The sequence below is a fragment of the Croceimicrobium hydrocarbonivorans genome (assembly GCF_014524565.1).
GTDB classification, from domain to species: Bacteria; Bacteroidota; Bacteroidia; order Flavobacteriales; family Schleiferiaceae; genus Croceimicrobium; species Croceimicrobium hydrocarbonivorans.
In genome coordinates this window covers 2262604-2280145 of record NZ_CP060139.1, presented here as the reverse complement: position 1 = coordinate 2280145, position 17542 = coordinate 2262604, and the positions used below count along the sequence as shown (strand labels likewise).

Sequence of the window (17542 nt, the reverse complement as noted above, 5' to 3'; positions counted from 1 at the left end):
CTATGAAACAAGAATGGCGTAAGCAGGAAAAAGCAATCTATCTTCCTAAAAATAAACCCGAAAGGGTACAAATTCCTGCCTTCAATTTTTATGTGATAGATGGGGCGGGCAATCCCAATTCGGAGGCTTTCGCCGAAGTAGTTGGGCAACTTTATGCCCTCTCCTATGCCATTCGGATGAGCCCCAAGAAAAATCGCGCTCCGCAGGGCTATCAAGATTATACGGTTTATCCCCTCGAAGGGATTTGGGACCTCAACGAAAAAGGTCGCGCCAATCATGATGGCAGTTTTGATAAAGATGATTTAGTCTACCGACTGATGATTCGCCAGCCAGATTTCGTTACTAAAGACTATGCTTTGGAGGTAATTGAATGGCTTAAAAAAGAAAAGCCCAATCCGCTTTTGGAGCAAGTGAAATTTGAAAGTATCGAAGATGGTGACTGCATTCAAATGCTGCACCTCGGACCCTATGATGATGAGCCGGCCAGCTTTGAGCAGATGGAGGCTTTCGCCGAAGGGCAAGGATTAAAGCGCGCCAGTAAAATCCATCGAGAAATCTACCTCAGCGATGCCCGTAAAGTAGAACCCGCTAAGCTAAAAACCGTTTTACGCTTTTGGCTCGAGGCCTGATTTTTCAATCTCCTGTTTCAGTGAAAAGCTCTTCATTTTATAGCGGAGACCAATCAAGATATGCCAATTATAAGGGAATAAAGGAGTGCGGGTATTGGTATAGGAATGGCGATTGCGGTATTCGAAAAACCCCGGTCCTACTGGTAATCCCACATTAGCCTCCATAAAGATTTCATCGGGAGCCATGGCAAAATGGTAATCCTCAAAATTCCAGCGCAACTCATTATTGAGGGCCAAGCCCATCTGCTCAAAATTCCATTGACTCACATTCCCAATGGGCAAGGGATCCAATTGCGAGAAATCTGCGGTGAGCTGCTCATAACGACCGGTTAGGATTTGTAAGTCGACACCAGGCACCCATTGCAATCTTTTCCCAATATCGATAGGCACTGCCACTCGCACAGTAGCCTGACTGATATTAATGCTTTCCCCATCCGACTCGGCCGTAACATAGCGATGAAATAAGGCGGTGCTCTCCAATCTATCACTTCTAAAACTAAAACCCAACATGGTACTGGGATTAGCCGCCCGCAAGCTTGTTTTGAAGTTGAGAAAGTCATTCAAATTATTAAAGGGCGTATAAGCCAAGGCGCCACCAGCCTGCACATATAGATGCATATTTGCTTCCGTGCTGTCTTCTTGAGCTTGGAGGCTCAGGGCCGAAAGGAGAACAAGGGCTAGGAATGATAATCGCTTCATCGCTCAATTTTTAGCGAAAACGTCTATTCTTAAAATATGTTGAATGCTAGCCTAAAATTTCAACTTTCAGATCAGCGGGAATTTCAGGAACTGCTGCTCTTTTGGAAGCCACAAAAGCTCCTAATCGATTAGCCGCATTAAGCGAGCTAAGCGCATCTTTCCCATTTAAGAAATTACTGCAAAAGGCGGCACTAAAGGCATCGCCTGCTCCTACGGTATCCTCTACTTCCACCCTTGTGGCCGGAGCAAAAAACCATTCCGTAGCCTGAGCCACATAGGCTCCCCTGGAACCAGCAGTTAGAATCACCGCCTTTAAATCATAATCCTGAAGGAGGGCCAAACAAAAGTCCTGCTCGCTCTGCTCTCGATTATAAAGCAAGAGGCTTAGGATCTTTAATTCTTCATCATTGAGCTTAAACAAACTTGCTGCCTGCAAGGATTTTTGCAGAATCTCCTTACTGTAAAAAGACTGACGCAGATTACAGTCGAAAAAGACTTCTTTAAACTGCATATGCTCCAGGTAATCAAACAAGGCCCTCTGACTTTGGGCATTCCTTTGCGCGAGGGTCCCGAAATAGAAGAGTTCGAAATCTGATTGATGCTCTTCCGCCCACTGGGCATCAAAAGAAATAAAATCGTAGGCCGCCGGACTCAGTATCTCATAGCTCGCTTGTCCTGCTTGTAGCTGAACCAATACTTTGCCGCTTTCATATTGATCAAATTGCTGAACCTTAGAAGTGTTTATACCCCAGGCTTGTAATTGATGCAATGCCTTGGTGGCCAGATCATCAGCACCTAAAGCAGAGAGCATAAAAGATTCCGCTCCCAAGGCCTGAGCATGAGCGGCAAAATTTAAAGGCGCGCCTCCCAAATGCTCGGAGTCACCAATCTGATCAAAAACAATTTCGCCAAAGCTGAGCACCTTCATAAGCCGAACCTAAAGCTCTAAAGCTACCTCATCCTCTACCGACTCCAAAGATTTGCCTTTGGTTTCGGGCATAATGAAATGGGTAAAAGCCAATTGCAGCACCATAAAAGCAGCAAAGAAGGCGAAGATGGTCCAGGCGGGAACCGATTCGATTACCACCTCACCCAAAAGGGTAATGAGCGCTGCCAATACCCAATGCACACTGGAACCGAAAGCTTGCCCTTTTCCACGCACCGAATTGGGGAAAGTCTCGGATATGAAAACCCAAATTACCGCCCCTTGACCAATAGCATGTCCGGTAATAAACACCAAAATGAAAATCAGACTAAACATGGGAGCGGCATCGGTATAAAAAGCATAGGATATCATTCCCAAGCCAATGATATAGGCGAAGGAACCTAGATACATTAGGGTACGTCGGCCCAAGCGATCAATAAGGCTCAAGCCAACCATAGTAAAGATGAGATTCACAGCCCCAATGGACACCGAACTTAAAAGCGAATCACTGGCAGCAAAACCCGACTTTTCCAGAATTACCGGGGCATAATAAAGCACGAAATTGATTCCTGAAAGCTGATTGAAAAAGGCAATGCAAAAGGCTAAAAATATCGGTCGGCTAAACTTCTTTTGGAAGAGCCCTTCCGACTTACCACCTTCGATTGCAATGTGTTTTTGAATAGTCTGCAGAGTTTGTTGAACGGCCTCTGCACTGGGCAACATTTGAGCTAAAATACTCCGCGCTTCTTCTACCCGACCTTGCAGCAATAACCAACGTGGTGAACGTGGAACCCGCAATACTAAAACCAGGTACAAGAGGGCCGGAATGGCCTCAACGCCCAGCATATAGCGCCAGTCGTCTGCCCCGCCAAAACCCTTAAGTGAATAGTTGGAAATGAAAGCCAATAAGATTCCTAAAACCAAATTGAACTGATAGAGGGCCACCAATTTACCCCGGTTTTGAGCCGAGCTGATTTCGGATAAATAAGCCGGCGCTGCTACCGAAGAAGCCCCCACTCCCAGGCCACCAATAAAGCGGAAAAAACTAAAGCTATAAGGGTCGGGTGCCAAGGCAGAGCCTAGGGCGGAGAGAAAATAAAGCACCCCAATCCAGATTAAAACCTTTTTACGACCGTAGCGATCGGTAGGAATTCCACCAAAAAAAGCACCAATCACCGTACCCCAAAGGGCCATGCTCATAATAAAGAAACCATGAAACCAGGAACTGGTATTCCATAAGGCTTTAATCGGTTCATTGGCGCCGGAAATCACAACGGTATCGAAACCAAAAAGGAAACCGGCCAAAGCAACGGTTAAGGAGGCAATTACAGTAAACCTTTTATCCACTTAAAATAGGCTTGAGGATTAGACCGGCTGAAGCTAATCAATTTTATGCCATGCTCCATTTTGGAGAAGGTAGCCCTCATCGGCCCATTGCAACATAGGAATATCGCCCTGGGTGTCGCCATAGGCATGCACGCTTTGATATTGATCGCGCACTTGGCCATAAATCGCTTCAATCCGCTTCACTTTTTCCGGGCCATGGCAATTGGGACTATCAAAGGCACCGGTGATCTTTCCATTTTGCACCGCCACCTGAGTAGCGATTTGCTTAAATTCTGGATGCCGCTCACAAAAAGCTTCCAACAGTAAACTGAAATTGGCGGATACGATACATAGTTCAGCGCCCTCCTTTTTATAAGCCTCAATTTTGGGATGAATTGAAGGATTCAATTGAGTGCCGCGCTTTTGCCAAAAGGCAGCTACCTCGCTCCTAAAATAGCTTTCCGACTCTCCTTTAAACAGCACTTTAAAAACCGCTTCTTTCGAACGGCTATTAGACATTAAACCCAGCTTATAAGCCAATAGAAATGGCACTGCCCTTAATGCTCGAATTTTCATGCGGAGCGATTTCAGCCGCAGCTTAAGGAAAGCCGCAAAAATGTCGCCCTCCAACAGAGTGCCATCGAAATCGAGCAATACTAAAGTCCTGGCTTTATTCTCCGGCATACTTCGGTAATTTGAAATCCACTAATTGCTCCAACTCCTGCCAGAGAGCAGGTTGCGCCAAAGTATCTCCAATCCAGTAACCAAAAGGTGCCAAAGCAAAAATGAGCAGTGCTATGCTAAAGGCCCGATGCGAGAAGGGGAAGCTTAAGATTTTGCTTACAAAAGCCGGCATTAAGAATCGGAAAGATTGCAAGGCTTTTTCGGCAGAAACCAACATACCACTTTGCGTAAGCAAGAGGTAGAAAAGGAAAAGAAAATAGTAATAGCGACCATAGTCGATGGTGAGCACAAAAAGCAAGAGGTTAATGGCCAGAAAATAGCATATCACCATGGGGCTTGCGCCGAAACGTCTCAACAATAAAAGTAGAATCACAAAATAGCTGATCATGCCCGGCAGAGCCATCCAGGCCTGAGGATCGCCTAAAAATACGGAGGCATGCAATTTCAAAGTGGCTACTATGCCCTTACCCGCAAAGGTGTAAAGGAAACGATCTTCTAAGCCGCTAATCCCGAATTGTGGCCAATAATTAAGCTCGGGATCCAAGCTCATAGATCCTTTAATAAGTATCACAGAAGCATAGCTGATAGCAATGGCCAAAAGCGGAACTAAGTGCGTCCATTTCTTGGTTTGGAGCAGCTCCTTAAATAAGGACCAGATAAAGGGGAAATAAAGTAAAAGGGATAATTCGTGTATAAAGGCGCTGAGCGCTATCAAGCCATAAAAACCCCAATCCTGTTTACGACGCAAAAAGAAATAGAGGGCCGGTAAAATCATCAGTAATTCCCGATCTACTGAAGGCATTAAGAAAAAGCCACTCACTAAGATCAAGATGATTTCCAGAGGACGAAAGGGTCTGAGCAAACGTGGAAAAACCCAGAGGTAAATAAAGCTGAAGAGTAGGATTAAAAGGAGGCTATATATAAGTACGGAGGGCAGGCCAAGCTTTTGCAAGCTGAGGAGCACTTCCCCAATTAAACCACGACGAATCTGACCTCCACTAAAGCTGAAAAAATTATCGGAACGAAAAGCGAAGGCCAAATCTGCTCCCAACCAGGGTGCCAGTAAGGTTCGCATCAGGCGAAAGCCTAAAAGCACAAAAAGCAGATAATAAATGCCTTGTAAATAGGGCGGATGTTCGGCCTGTTTAAACATAAATAAGGAAGGCAAAGGCTCCTATCCAGAGCAAAAAGATGACTTGTAAAAAACGATCCTGCAAAAGGATTTTCACCGGATTGTAGGAGCGCTTGTGCACATAGAGTAATTGCAAATAGCGCAGTACTCCCAACAAAACGGGGAAGAGGGTATAATAGGATTGATCGCCCAGCCTACTAACCGACCAGGGATTGGTAATGTAAATGATATAGCACACCAACAGTACGGCGCTGAAAATGGAGAGGGCGATTTTAAGGAAATCGGCATTATAGCCATCAATGCTTTTGCGGGATACCAGGCCTTTGTCTTGGGCAATGCTGATATCATCGAGGCGCTTGGCCATGGCTTGAAACATGGAGAGTAGGAAAACCATCATGATAAGCCATTTGGAAAGTTCGATACCAGTTACGGCATGACCCGCTTCTAAACGCAGGATAAAGCCCAAACTCACAATGCTGATATCTAAAATCGCGATATGCTTTAAACGAATAGAATAGGCAATATTGAGACCCAGATAAATCAGTAAAACATAGAAGAGATTAAGGCTAAACCAGGCGGAGATTCCCAAACTAAGCAGGGCTAAAATAGTGGCCAAAGTGTAGGCCATGGGTAGGGAAACAGCTCCTGAGGCGATGGGTCGGTTTTTCTTTTCCGGATGTTGTCGATCCTCCTTTACATCCATGCTATCATTAAAGATATAGATAGCGCTGGCCATAGCCGAAAAAAGGAGAAAGGCCCCCAGGCTATTGAGAGCAATGCTAGCTTCGAGAATGCGGCCCGAGAAAAAGGCCGGCATAAAAAGATAGAAGTTCTTCAGGTAGTTATTTACCCGTAAGAGCTTGAGGTAGGTCATGGTTGGCTTCTTTCCTGCCGAAAGGTACAACGAATGTTTGGCCCCCTCGCCTATCTCTGATACAAAGACAAAAAAAGAGCCGGAAAAAATCCGGCTCTTTGTTCTTAAGCCTCAATGGCTTTTCGATAGGAACTCACAAAATAGACGGGCAAGAATCCAGCGATAAAAATTAGCGCTCCTAGCATTAATGTTACACCCGCTCCCATCAAATGCAAAGCTTTCATCATGGTGCCCAAGCCTACCAAAACTCCAGAGGCAACACCCAAATTGAGCTTCCATTTTTCCAGAGGTTTTTGCACCATTTTATACTTGTTACGATCGATAGCCCAAAGAGGTAAATACATGAGCAGCCCAACGATAACTCCACTGCCCAACATCACATTGGCTCCCGGCCAGTGGAAAATTTTAAATATTACACCGCTACTAAAAAGCATGGCTCCGATCAGGCCGATGCCGTAAATGAATCGTTTCATAAGAATCATCTTTTTAAAATTTAATAAATAGAAAGTCTCGTCTTCAATAGTTTCTAAACCATCGGGGGCTAGCAGATGAATAGCCTCATCCAGCTGACAGCTAAAATCCCTTTTCTCCGTTCCGTGTTCGTAGAGGTAGCAGTAGATATGATCAATCAAATCATCGGCTAAGCCTTCAAGCTGAAAGGCGTGCTGCATCACTCTTTCCTTGATTTGCTCTTCCTGAGCCTCACTTATTTTCATGACATAATCAATTTGAGGTTGAGTAAATCATCGAGGGTCTGCATAAACTCCTTGATCTCTTGCAAGGCATCCTTTTGGCGCACCTTTCCGGTAGTGGTAAGCTGATAATATTTACGTACGCGCTTACCAATCATTTCTTCGCGATAGTCGACCAAACCATCACTCAGCATTTTTTGCAAAGCCGGATACAAGGAGCCGTCTTTCAGTAAAATCTTTTCACTGGATAGCTCCTTCACCTTTTGGGAAATCTCATATCCATACATGCTGCCATGCTCAGCTAATAGCTTTAGAATAATGGCTTGCAGGGTTCCTTTTAAAAGTTCTTTCGAATACATAGGGCAATAATACATAAAATATCTATACATCATAATTCTATGTATTGAAAAATTTAAAAGGCAACTCGATGTTAACCATGCGAGTCGCCTTTTATCAACCAAACAACAAGATACTTAGGGCATCAGAACCGAATCGATTACTTGAATAACCCCATTCTTTTGATACACATCGTATACCGTGATATTCGCCACATTACCCTGGGCGTCTTTCACCAAAATATTATGCTCGCCATTCATCATAAAGGTGAGCTTGGCACCTTGAACGGTAGTTAAAACCGCTTTGCCCTTGCCTTCCATGATTTTCGCCTTTAACGCTTTAAAATCCAAAACTCCAGGAATAACATGATAGGTTAAAACCGCCTGTAATTTTGCTTTAGCCTCAGGCTTCAATAAGGCTTCCACGGTTCCTTCAGGTAGGTTTTCGAAGGCATCATTTACCGGTGCAAAAACCGTAAATGGACCATCCCCCTGCAGGGTTTCCACCAAACCGGCAGCTTTTACGGCGGCTACCAAAGTGGTATGATCGGCGGAGTTCACAGCGTTGCTAACGATATCCTTTTTAGGGTACATCGCCTCTCCGCCAACCATTACCGTTTGCGCCTGTAGAGTCGCGCAAAAACCAACCAAAAGTGTGAGTAGAGTAAATCGTTTCATGAGTGAGTGTGTTTTGTTTCTATTAGATACGATCTATTAAAGCAAGTGGATTTCCGAAACCAGAAAAACTTAAATTAGAAGCTGCTTCTAAACCCAAGTCTATGTCGGCAAAAACCTTATGGGTCGTACTTTTCAGCTTATTCGCCTGGAGTGGATTTGCCCAAACCACTATCCTGATTCATCAGAAAGGAGAGTACCCACTTCCTCAGGATTTCTATTTGGCCGGTAGCTTCAATAATTGGAACCCGGCCGATTCGAACTTTCGTTTTGAAAATGGCTCCCTGACTTTGAACCTACCGGATGAAGCGGTCGAAGCAAAAATTACCGGAGGTAACTGGGAATTAGCCGAGGCTTTCGCGGATGGGAGTCCACGTCCTAATCGAGTCTTGGACCTCAGCGCCGACAGCCTCCACCTCTATTGGGAAGCTTGGGAAGATCATGAAGAACATCCCCCGAGAGGCCTGCATTTACTTCCAGAAAGCGACAGTCTCTTCTATAACAATGCCTATCGAAAAATTTGGATCTATCTGCCGGAAGGCTATGAAAAAGCCAGGCGGGATTTTCCGGTAATGTACTTTCAGGATGCCCAAAATCTATTTCGAGGATTGAGAGGAAGTTCCCGTAAATGGAATTTAGCGCAGTGCCTGGATAGCCTGCAGCTTCCGCTGATTGTGGTGGCGATAAACCATGGTGGAGAAAATCGCATCCGGGAACTTTCCGCCTTTGAAAATGAAGAATACGGCGGTGGCGATGGCTATGAATATCTCGACTTTATTGTGAATCAAGTAAAGCCCTATATAGATGCGCATTATCCGGTAAAAACCGAAAGAGAATACACTTATATAGGTGGCAGTTCCCTAGGTGGCTTAATTTCCTTAACCGCCTTAGAAGCCTGGCCCGAGGTATTTGGAGGAGCCTTGGTTTTTTCCCCGGCTTATTGGTTTAATCCCGAAGTCCCGGAACTGGTGGCGGAGCATGGCAGCCAAGAACCTACCTTAATCTATCAGATGATAGGGACTAAAGAAGGCAATAAGAGTGGAGAAGCCGTTCAAAGAACTTTAAAATGTCGTGCCATTTTAGATAATATGCATCCAAACTGGCAGATACACACCAAGGTGGTTGCAGATGGTGAGCATAATGAAGACCTTTGGCGAGAGCAATTACCAAAGGCCTTAGTCTGGTTCTTTGAGCAGGCTCCACTAAAGAAATACCGGCATGCGGGAAAAAGACCCTAAACAATATAAATACGATATCGCTTATTTACGCATGGCCCGCGAGTGGGCGCAGCTTTCGTATTGCGAACGTCGTAAGGTAGGAGCGCTAATTATTAAAGATCGGATGATTGTTTCCGATGGCTATAATGGCACCCCCAGTGGTTTTGAAAATCACTGTGAGGATGAAGAAAATTACACCAAATGGTATGTCCTTCACGCAGAAGCGAATGCTATTTTAAAGATGGCCAGCTCCACCAATTCCAGTGATGGCGGCACCTTATACCTTACCCTCTCGCCTTGCAAAGAATGCAGTAAATTAGTACACCAATCCGGCATTAAACGATTGGTATACATTGAGCGTTATAAGGACGACTCGGGTTTACAATTTTTGGAAAAAGCCGGCGTAGAGCTGGTACAGATTAGCGCACAGGAACTTGAACAATAGCAAAACTCTCTTCCCCATTTTATTGGGCTTGGCCGTAATCTTCGGGATTTTCCTCGGCCTCTTTTTCAATTTCCCTCATCAGACTGTAGCCCTGAATGAGAAAAGTGAGCGCGAACAAAAGCTGCGGCAGATCATCGATTATATCGACTACGAATATGTGGATCAGGTAAACACCGATAGCCTCCTCGACCAAACCATTTCCGAACTGCTCCATCATCTCGATCCTCACTCTACCTATATCCCCGAAGATCAGGTAAGCGCCAATGAAGAATCCATCCGCGGCAGCTTTGTGGGTATTGGTATCGAATTCAAAATTTACAAAGACAGCCTGGCAGTTGTTCAGGTTATGGAAGGTGGTCCTTCTGATAAAGCAGGCATTATGCCCGGCGACCGAATTTTAAGTGCGGATAGCATTTCCCTTTCGGGAGAAAAGCTCAATAGCGAATTAGTGGTTAAAACCCTGAAAGGGCAAGAGGGAAGTACAGTTAAGCTGCATGTATTCCGACCTTCGGAAGAAGCAGAAAAGGATATTAACATCCGCAGGGCCCAGGTAGATCTAAACTCGGTAAGCTCTGCCTTTTTGTTGAATGACAGCGTAGGCCTCATCAAGCTCAATAAATTTACCGCGCGCAGTACTCAGGAAGTGAAGCTTGCCTTGCGAAATCTCCAAAACAAAGGTGCTACCTCCATCATATTTGATTTAAGAGATAATCCCGGAGGACTGCTCAGTGCCGCTCAAGATATCAGCGATGAATTCCTTCCGAAAGGCAAAATGATTGTCTTCACTAAAAGTCGGGACGGCAGCATTGAAGAAAGCTATGCCAATCATCGCGGCCTTTTCGAAAAGGGAAAATTAGTGGTCTTGATTAATCGCGGATCAGCTTCGGCCAGTGAGATTGTGGCGGGAGCCTTGCAAGATCACAAACGAGCGAGCATTGTGGGGCGTCGTTCCTTTGGCAAAGGACTAGTGCAGGAAGAAATCACCCTTAAGGATGGCTCCAAAATGCGCCTTACTACCCAACGTTATTATACTCCATTGGGTCGCTCCATTCAGCGAGATTATGATAGCTATGATGAGAGCTACTATTTCCATGGCAATACCGGCTCTTTACAAGAAGATTCTACCGTTCTATTGCCTGATAGCGCCGAATTTAGCGGACATCGCCACCAAGGAGGCATTTTACCCGATCGTGAAGTAGGCTATGATACCAGCGGCACTACTCGCCTGCTCTATCATTTAGCCATGACGGTTGATTTGGATGAAAGCGCCTTCCGCTATGTGGATGAGCATCGGAAGGGATTTGCGCAATGGGAAGAAGATAGCTTTGTGAAGAACTGGGAGGTAGACAGCACTGTTTACAATGCCTTTTTTGGTGCACCCATCGCGGAACGTATTAATGAAGCCGACTCCGCCCAAGTACTGGCATTAAAGAACAGACTTAAGGCATTTATTGCCTACAATCGCTATGGCACCAAAGGCTATCAGCGGGTTTACGCTATTGATGACCCCTATGTTTTGGAAGCCTTAAGGGCCTTAAATGAAATGAAAGAATGGAATACCGCAGATTAGGAAAATCAGGATTACAAGTATCGGAAATGAGCTTCGGCTCCTGGATCACTTTTGGCACCCAGATCGGGAAGGACATGGCCAAAGAATTAATGGTGGCTGCTTATGATGCAGGCGTTAACTTTTTTGATAATGCCGAGGTTTATGCCGATGGTAAGAGTGAATTGCTGATGGGCGAAGTTCTCCATGATTTGCAATGGAGTCGTGATTCCTACCTAGTATCCAGCAAAGCCTATTTTGGCATTCGCGGATTAAAACATTCCAAGCCCACCCAAAAAGGCAATACCCGTAAGCACTTAACCGAAGCTTGCCACCAGGCCCTAAAACGTTTGCAGGTAGATTATTTAGATCTCTTTTATTGCCATCGTCCGGATAAAAACACCCCCATTGAGGAGACGGTTTGGACCATGCATAATCTCATTCAGCAGGGTAAGATTTTATACTGGGGTACCAGCGAATGGAGCGCTCAAGAAATTATGGAAGCCCACATGGTGGCCCGCCAATACAACTTGATCCCTCCCACTATGGAGCAGCCCCAATACAATATGTTGGTGCGCGATAAGGTGGAAGTGGAATACAGCCAGATTTACAAAACCGTAGGTTTAGGCACCACCATTTGGAGTCCTCTCGCCAGCGGTATCCTTACGGGAAAATACAATAATGGGGTTCCAACTGACGCCCGCCTTAATTTGGAAGAGCTAAGCTGGTTAGCCGAGAAAAATCTTCAAGAAGAATACTTCGCTAAGGTGCGTAAGCTTACTGCCTTGGCTCAGGACTTAGGCTTAAGCATGCCTGTACTGGCCATTGCTTGGGTCTTGAAAAACCCCGATGTGAGCACCGCCATTTTGGGCGCTTCCAAAATGTATCAATTGGAAGAAAACCTAAAAGCCGGCGAAGCTAAGGCCAAATTAACCCCAGAGCTAATGGAGGCCATTGATGCTATCCTCGAGAATCGTCCGGAACACCCACCCTTCTAAGCCCTCTCGGCCCAACCTTATGTGCCCTTAAAAGCAATCGCGCCTTATGAAGCTCGACTTAAAAGCCGCTGAAAAATGGTTCGCCTCCCAAAATTGGGAAGCAGCAGCCTTTCAGGAAGCGGCCTGGCAAGCTTATGCAGAAGGAAAAAACGGGATTGTAAATGCACCCACCGGCAGTGGCAAAACCTATTCCCTACTCCTACCAATATTAGTAAGAGAATCGAAAGGCAAGGGCTTACGCGCGATTTGGATCACCCCCATTCGGGCTTTGGCAAAAGAAATACGCCAATCTGCCGAAAGAGCGATTGAAGGAATGGGGCTCGATTTTACCGTTGGCATACGCACTGGCGACACCAGCACCGCGGAACGGAATCGCCAAAAAAAGCAAATGCCCAATTTGCTAATCACTACCCCCGAAAGTTTGCACCTCCTGCTGGCAGGAAAGCAAAACCAGCAAACCTTTCGACACTTGCATTCGGTAGTGGTGGATGAATGGCATGAATTGATGGGCTCCAAGCGAGCGGTGCAAATGGAATTAGCCCTGTCGCGCTTAAGAGGCATCAATCCTCAATTACAGAGCTGGGGCATCTCAGCCACTATAGGCAATATGGAGGAGGCTCTAGATGTATTGCTGGGCCCGAAATTCCCCGAGGACCTAAAAACCATGATCCGCTCCGGCACCCGGAAAAAGATTGAGGTAGAATCTGTCTTACCCGATACCATAGAAGTATTACCCTGGGCCGGACACCTGGGGATAAAAATGCTGGAAAAGGTTATTCCCATATTGGAAGCATCGGAGTCGACGCTCATCTTTACCAATACCCGTTCTCAATCTGAAATTTGGTACCAACGCATTTTAGATGTGGCTCCGCAAATGGCCGGATTAATGGCCATGCATCATGGTAGCATTAGTAAGGAACTGCGCAATTGGGTGGAAGACGCCCTTTATACTGGTCAGCTAAAAGCGGTGGTTTGCACCAGTAGCTTAGATTTAGGAGTCGATTTCCGACCCGTGGAAACCATTATTCAGGTGGGATCCCCAAAAGGAGTAGCGCGTTTTATGCAGCGCGCGGGTCGCAGTGGCCACCAACCTGGAGCAACCAGCAAAATTTACTTTGTACCTACGCATAGTTTGGAGCTAGTGGAGGCCGCAGCTTTGCGCTCCGCCATTGAAGAAGAGCTTATTGAAGAACGCTATCCCTACCTCCGCTCCTTTGATGTATTGGTACAATACCTGGTAAGCTTAGCGGTAGGCGATGGTTTTTATCCCGAGGAGATCTTCCCTGAGATTCGCTCCACCTTTTCCTATCAAAGCTTAAGAGAAGAGGAATGGGCTTGGTGCCTAAAATTCGTTTGCGATGGTGGTGCCTCGCTGGAAAGCTATGATGAATACCACAAGGTTGAAATTGAAGAAGACGGTAAATATGTTGTGAATCGTCGCCGTACCGCCATGCGTCACCGTATGAGCATTGGCACCATTGTAGGTGACGGGGTGGTTAAAATCAAATTCGAAGGTGGCGGATATTTAGGCACCATTGAAGAGTACTTCATTTCCCGACTCAAGCCTGGCGATGCCTTTTGGTTTGCCGGTCGAAATTTGGAATTAGTGCGCTTCAAAGGCATGGAAGCCCAGGTAAAGCTAAGTCGCAGCGGCAAAGGACAAGTTCCCAGTTGGCAAGGTGGCCGCATGCCGCTATCCGCTCAAATGGGAATGATGCTCCGAAAAAAATTGGAAGAAAGTCATAGCCATAGTAGTAAAGACCCTGAACTCCAACTAATCAAACCCCTTTGGGAAGTACAGGAAGAACGCTCCATCATCCCTAAAAGGGAGCAATTATTAATTGAGCGCTTCCATAGTCAGGAAGGTCACCATCTCTTCATCTACCCTTTCGAAGGACGCGCAGTTCACGAGGGGATGTCGGCATTATTAGCCTATCGCATCTCCTTATTAGAATCGATCAGCGCCAGTATAGCCATGAACGATTATGGCTTTGAGCTTCTTAGTGATAAAGCCTTGCCGATTGAGGAAGCCTTAGACACGGACATCTTTAGCTTACAAGATCTAAGGGAAGATATTATGCACTCAGTTAATGCCATTGAATTGGCGGGAAGGCGTTTCAGGGACATCGCCGTTATTTCAGGGTTGGTATACCGCGGCTATCCCGGTGAACCGGTGAAAGAAAAACACCTTCAAAGCAATAGCTCCCTCATTTTCAAAGTCCTCAATGATTATGAGCCCGACAATCTACTCTTGCAACAATCCTATGAAGAGGCCCTCGAATTTCAATTGGAGGAAGGACGATTACGGCAAGCTCTGGAAAGAATTAATGGCCAGGAAATAGTAATTAAGGACCTAGAGAAACCCAGTCCCTTTTGCTTCCCTATTATGGTCGACCGATTAAGAGAACGACTCACCAATGAGAGCCTAGAAGAAAGAGTAAAAAAGATGCAAATTGATCTTTCTTAAAAAGATTAATCTTTGCCCTTAAATTTATTTTTCTTATCCCAATTTATTTCGCATCTAAAATAAGTGGATTACAACTTATTGTATTTCAACTACTCAAAAGAAATACGCTTAAAAATAGTAGTGGTAGAAAATATTTCTAAGCTTTAATAAAAAACGTTTAATTGAAAAATTATTTGCGTATTCTTTCAAAAATTATAACCTTTCGTCTATCATTAAAACAACAATATGTTTCTCGTAGTCTTTATCGGAATGAAAAAGAAACCCTAAAATGATTAGGGCTTCCGATTCAAATTTTGCCCCCTTTTATTTTCCCGAATAAAAGCACTCTTTACCCGGATATTAATTAAAACCAAAGCATGAACTTATCCAAAAAGAAGGGCAAAAACCACCAAAGCCCGGCAATTCAAAAGAAGAATTTCCGATTACACTTTTTAGCCTTAATCGTATTCCTGTTTAGCTTGAGCATAGTACAAGCCCGCGTTTATCTCTGCGAAGACCATGGTCACACCTTGGTCAACTACCCCTGCGAAAGAATAGATCGAGTATTTATCAATGGGCAATGGATGGAAGCCGACTGCGACAATGTAAATGTCCCACGAGGCTGGACCATCGATTGCTGCTGCGAATAAGCACCAAATTAAATCAGAGATATGAAAGCAAAAATTTTAAGTCTGCTTTGCACTTTGTGCATCGCCATACCAAGTTGGGCCACAGCCATAGTTTGTAGTCCAGACGGAGATTATTGCAAACAGGTGAAATATGTAAGCATGGGGCCTTATTCCGACTGGGAAACAGCCTGCTGCCATAATGTGAACATCCCCAATGGACACAATTGTATTGACGATTGCAATGTGGCCAAAAAGGAAAATTCTTTAAATCCCTCACCCGAACTAAGTATCAGCAATGCCTTTGTACTGTTCAAACAGGGCTATAGAGCCTGGGCCTTAGAGAAAGGTGAAGCCAAAGCCTTCCCTGCCCCGAAGGGCATTACCGTAGAAGTACTGCGAGAGTATTTACCCCTGGCCCGGGAGATCTTTATTCAGAATCCTGAAATTCATAAAGCTCTTTTCGAGTTTAATGAGGACATCGAAGTGGTAATTGCCCGGCCAGAGGATGATAGTCAGTTGGAGGAAGAAATTGTCTTTCAAAATTGGGAGCAGCTCTTTCGAGAGAAAAAAGGTTTGGAGCCCGATTCAGAAGTACTGGAAGCCGCAATTCGAGTTTACCCCAATCCGGTGAAAATTGGCGAAATGCTCCAAGTTGAAATCCGTGTCCCCATTTCCTTAGATCGAGTTCGAATCTTAAACAGCCGTGGTGAAGAGGTTCAAGTTATAAAGGACTGTAAAATGAATGAGAACACGCTCAACTTAGCTGTTCGCAGCGATTTAAAAGCAGGCTATTACTATCTGGAAATACAAGATTTTGCGGGTCGAAAATATCAACGACAAGTCTTGCTCGAAAACTAATTGCGTTCAATCAATTTGTGTTTCTTTTCTTGAGGAGCCTCCTTCGGGAGGCTTTTTACCCCCCTAAATCTAGCTAAACAAAATATTAAAATTGAAATACCCCCATGAGGATGCCGAAAATCATAAGAGTAGGCGATTAAAAATTCGAATATGGGAATCTCAAAAAAAACTCTCAGCCTCCTTATTGCAGCCTCAAGCTTACTAAGCTGTAGTAAATCAAAATTGCCCCAGGAAAGCCAATCAAACTCATTTAAAGATCTAGATCAAATATTAGTTGATCTCACTACCAAAGCGGAAAAGGAAATTGACCCAATGAAGGACCAAATGCTCAAGGTCTCTGCTTACTGGAATCCTGCTACACGAGAATTAAGCATCGAAAAGACAGAGATTACCCAAATCAATTTTTTCCCAATTGACTTAATCCGCAAGGGAAAAGCAATTGAGGAGGGTGACACTTACAATGTTGACTGCTGCTGCGATAGTAATGGTGATCTCCTTTGGAGTAAAACCTGTGACGGCAAGTTTTCATGCGGCAGTAAGATTGCAGACTGCCTGGATATTGGAGGCTGCGCTGAAATCTGCACGGCAAGCATTAGCATCCTGCCGCCAAGCAGCAGCAGTGATGGCTTGCTAATTATTCAATTGGATTAATGATGGGCTCCTGCAATGAGGCCTAAATCAGCGCAATTTGCTATTTCTCGTACTCCGCCTTTAATATCGCATAATCCTTAATTAAGCGATCCACATCTTCCGCGCTGGTACCATCGTAATAGCCGCGAATACGTTTTTGCTTGTCTACCAGAATAAAGTTTTCGGTGTGGATGAAATCTGCCTCATCGCCATTACCTCCCGAGTCGAAAATGGCAAAATAGGAACGGCGGGCCAGATTGTATATCTGCGGCTTATCACCAGTTAGAATATGCCACTTCCCAGGGATGGCTCCTTGTAAATCCGCATAAGCCTTAATAACCGGCACCGAATCCATTTCCGGGGTAACCGAATGGGAAAGAATGGCAAAATCGGGCTCATCTTTAAAGGCCTCCTGCAAACGTCGTTTTTGTACCGCCATATCCTTACAGATATCCGGGCAAACCGTAAAAAAGAAATCAGCTACATAAATCTTGCCTTCCATATCTGCATTGGAAATACTATCACCATACTGGTTGATCAGCTTAAAGGGCAAAACCTTATGATTGATGCCTTGCTGTTGTAAATCCTTCGCTACCAATCGCTCATCCAATTCGGATGGATTGTAAATAGGTAAGCGCTCCTTAGGCTTAAGAATGATATAGCTACCGATGATTCCCGCTACAAAAACCAGAATCAATACTCCGATCCGCATATAGTCGGTTCGACTGAGATTAACTTTCATAGTGCAAAAATAAAGTCTGGAGCTCGGAGGAAGGCTTATATATGTTCTAACTTAGCCTAA

The 17542-nt window shown here is 45.0% G+C and carries 19 protein-coding genes; 9 read left to right on the top strand and 10 right to left on the bottom strand.

Features of this window, described 5'->3' with window-relative positions; translation table 11 throughout:
- Positions 1-2: 2 nt before the first annotated feature.
- Positions 3-629: a GyrI-like domain-containing protein gene (locus H4K34_RS10220; protein ID WP_210757323.1), complete on the top strand. Its 627-nt coding sequence runs from the start codon at positions 3-5 to the stop codon at positions 627-629.
- On the opposite strand, the gene H4K34_RS10215 is transcribed toward H4K34_RS10220, so the two are convergent.
- The 9 genes from H4K34_RS10215 to H4K34_RS10175 form a co-directional block, all read right to left on the bottom strand.
- Positions 606-1328 (bottom strand): hypothetical protein, encoded by a 723-nt coding sequence (locus tag H4K34_RS10215; protein WP_210757322.1) that lies wholly within the window; start codon positions 1326-1328, stop codon positions 606-608. The genes H4K34_RS10220 and H4K34_RS10215 overlap by 24 nt on opposite strands.
- A gap of 46 nt (positions 1329-1374) precedes the next feature.
- Complete coding sequence (locus H4K34_RS10210) at positions 1375-2256, bottom strand: PfkB family carbohydrate kinase (RefSeq protein WP_210757321.1); 882 nt, start codon at positions 2254-2256, stop codon at positions 1375-1377.
- A 9-nt stretch (positions 2257-2265) separates the two neighbouring features.
- A complete protein-coding gene (locus H4K34_RS10205; protein ID WP_210757320.1) occupies positions 2266-3600 on the bottom strand; it encodes a sugar porter family MFS transporter in 1335 nt (444 codons plus the stop codon).
- Between the two features lie 33 nt (positions 3601-3633).
- Positions 3634-4263: an HAD family hydrolase gene (locus H4K34_RS10200; RefSeq protein ID WP_210757319.1), complete on the bottom strand. Its 630-nt coding sequence runs from the start codon at positions 4261-4263 to the stop codon at positions 3634-3636.
- Positions 4250-5416 (bottom strand): hypothetical protein, encoded by a 1167-nt coding sequence (locus H4K34_RS10195; protein WP_210757318.1) that lies wholly within the window; start codon positions 5414-5416, stop codon positions 4250-4252. The genes H4K34_RS10200 and H4K34_RS10195 overlap by 14 nt, the downstream gene beginning before the upstream one ends.
- Positions 5409-6269 carry a UbiA prenyltransferase family protein gene (locus H4K34_RS10190; RefSeq protein ID WP_210757317.1) on the bottom strand — a complete coding sequence of 287 codons (861 nt, stop codon included), beginning with the start codon at positions 6267-6269 and terminating at the stop codon, positions 5409-5411. The genes H4K34_RS10195 and H4K34_RS10190 overlap by 8 nt, the downstream gene beginning before the upstream one ends.
- Before the next feature lie 104 nt (positions 6270-6373).
- Positions 6374-6985, bottom strand: a complete 612-nt coding sequence (locus H4K34_RS10185; protein WP_210757316.1) for a hypothetical protein — start codon at positions 6983-6985, stop codon at positions 6374-6376.
- A complete protein-coding gene (locus H4K34_RS10180; protein ID WP_246452094.1) occupies positions 6982-7353 on the bottom strand; it encodes a PadR family transcriptional regulator in 372 nt (123 codons plus the stop codon). The genes H4K34_RS10185 and H4K34_RS10180 overlap by 4 nt, the downstream gene beginning before the upstream one ends.
- A gap of 81 nt (positions 7354-7434) precedes the next feature.
- Positions 7435-7974 carry a fasciclin domain-containing protein gene (locus H4K34_RS10175; RefSeq protein ID WP_210757315.1) on the bottom strand — a complete coding sequence of 180 codons (540 nt, stop codon included), beginning with the start codon at positions 7972-7974 and terminating at the stop codon, positions 7435-7437.
- A 101-nt stretch (positions 7975-8075) separates the two neighbouring features.
- Here H4K34_RS10175 and H4K34_RS10170 point away from each other — a divergent pair, with 101 nt between their 5' ends.
- From H4K34_RS10170 to H4K34_RS10135, 8 genes are all read left to right on the top strand, one after another.
- Positions 8076-9209, top strand: a complete 1134-nt coding sequence (locus H4K34_RS10170; RefSeq protein WP_210757314.1) for an alpha/beta hydrolase — start codon at positions 8076-8078, stop codon at positions 9207-9209.
- Complete coding sequence (locus tag H4K34_RS10165) at positions 9190-9633, top strand: deoxycytidylate deaminase (RefSeq protein WP_210757313.1); 444 nt, start codon at positions 9190-9192, stop codon at positions 9631-9633. The genes H4K34_RS10170 and H4K34_RS10165 overlap by 20 nt, the downstream gene beginning before the upstream one ends.
- Positions 9623-11203, top strand: a complete 1581-nt coding sequence (locus H4K34_RS10160; protein ID WP_210757312.1) for a S41 family peptidase — start codon at positions 9623-9625, stop codon at positions 11201-11203. The genes H4K34_RS10165 and H4K34_RS10160 overlap by 11 nt, the downstream gene beginning before the upstream one ends.
- Positions 11185-12177: a potassium channel beta subunit family protein gene (locus tag H4K34_RS10155; protein WP_210757311.1), complete on the top strand. Its 993-nt coding sequence runs from the start codon at positions 11185-11187 to the stop codon at positions 12175-12177. Before H4K34_RS10160 ends, H4K34_RS10155 begins: the two co-directional genes overlap by 19 nt.
- Before the next feature lie 46 nt (positions 12178-12223).
- Positions 12224-14644 (top strand): ligase-associated DNA damage response DEXH box helicase, encoded by a 2421-nt coding sequence (locus H4K34_RS10150; RefSeq protein ID WP_210757310.1) that lies wholly within the window; start codon positions 12224-12226, stop codon positions 14642-14644.
- Positions 14645-15000: 356 nt separating this feature from the next.
- Positions 15001-15273 (top strand): hypothetical protein, encoded by a 273-nt coding sequence (locus H4K34_RS10145; RefSeq protein ID WP_210757309.1) that lies wholly within the window; start codon positions 15001-15003, stop codon positions 15271-15273.
- A 21-nt stretch (positions 15274-15294) separates the two neighbouring features.
- A complete protein-coding gene (locus H4K34_RS10140) occupies positions 15295-16110 on the top strand; it encodes a T9SS type A sorting domain-containing protein (RefSeq protein ID WP_210757308.1) in 816 nt (271 codons plus the stop codon).
- Between the two features lie 150 nt (positions 16111-16260).
- Positions 16261-16761 carry a hypothetical protein gene (locus H4K34_RS10135; RefSeq protein ID WP_210757307.1) on the top strand — a complete coding sequence of 167 codons (501 nt, stop codon included), beginning with the start codon at positions 16261-16263 and terminating at the stop codon, positions 16759-16761.
- Positions 16762-16801: 40 nt separating this feature from the next.
- Here the strand turns inward: H4K34_RS10135 and H4K34_RS10130 are convergent, their stop codons facing one another.
- Complete coding sequence (locus tag H4K34_RS10130) at positions 16802-17482, bottom strand: SCO family protein (RefSeq protein ID WP_210757306.1); 681 nt, start codon at positions 17480-17482, stop codon at positions 16802-16804.
- Positions 17483-17542 lie beyond the last annotated feature (60 nt).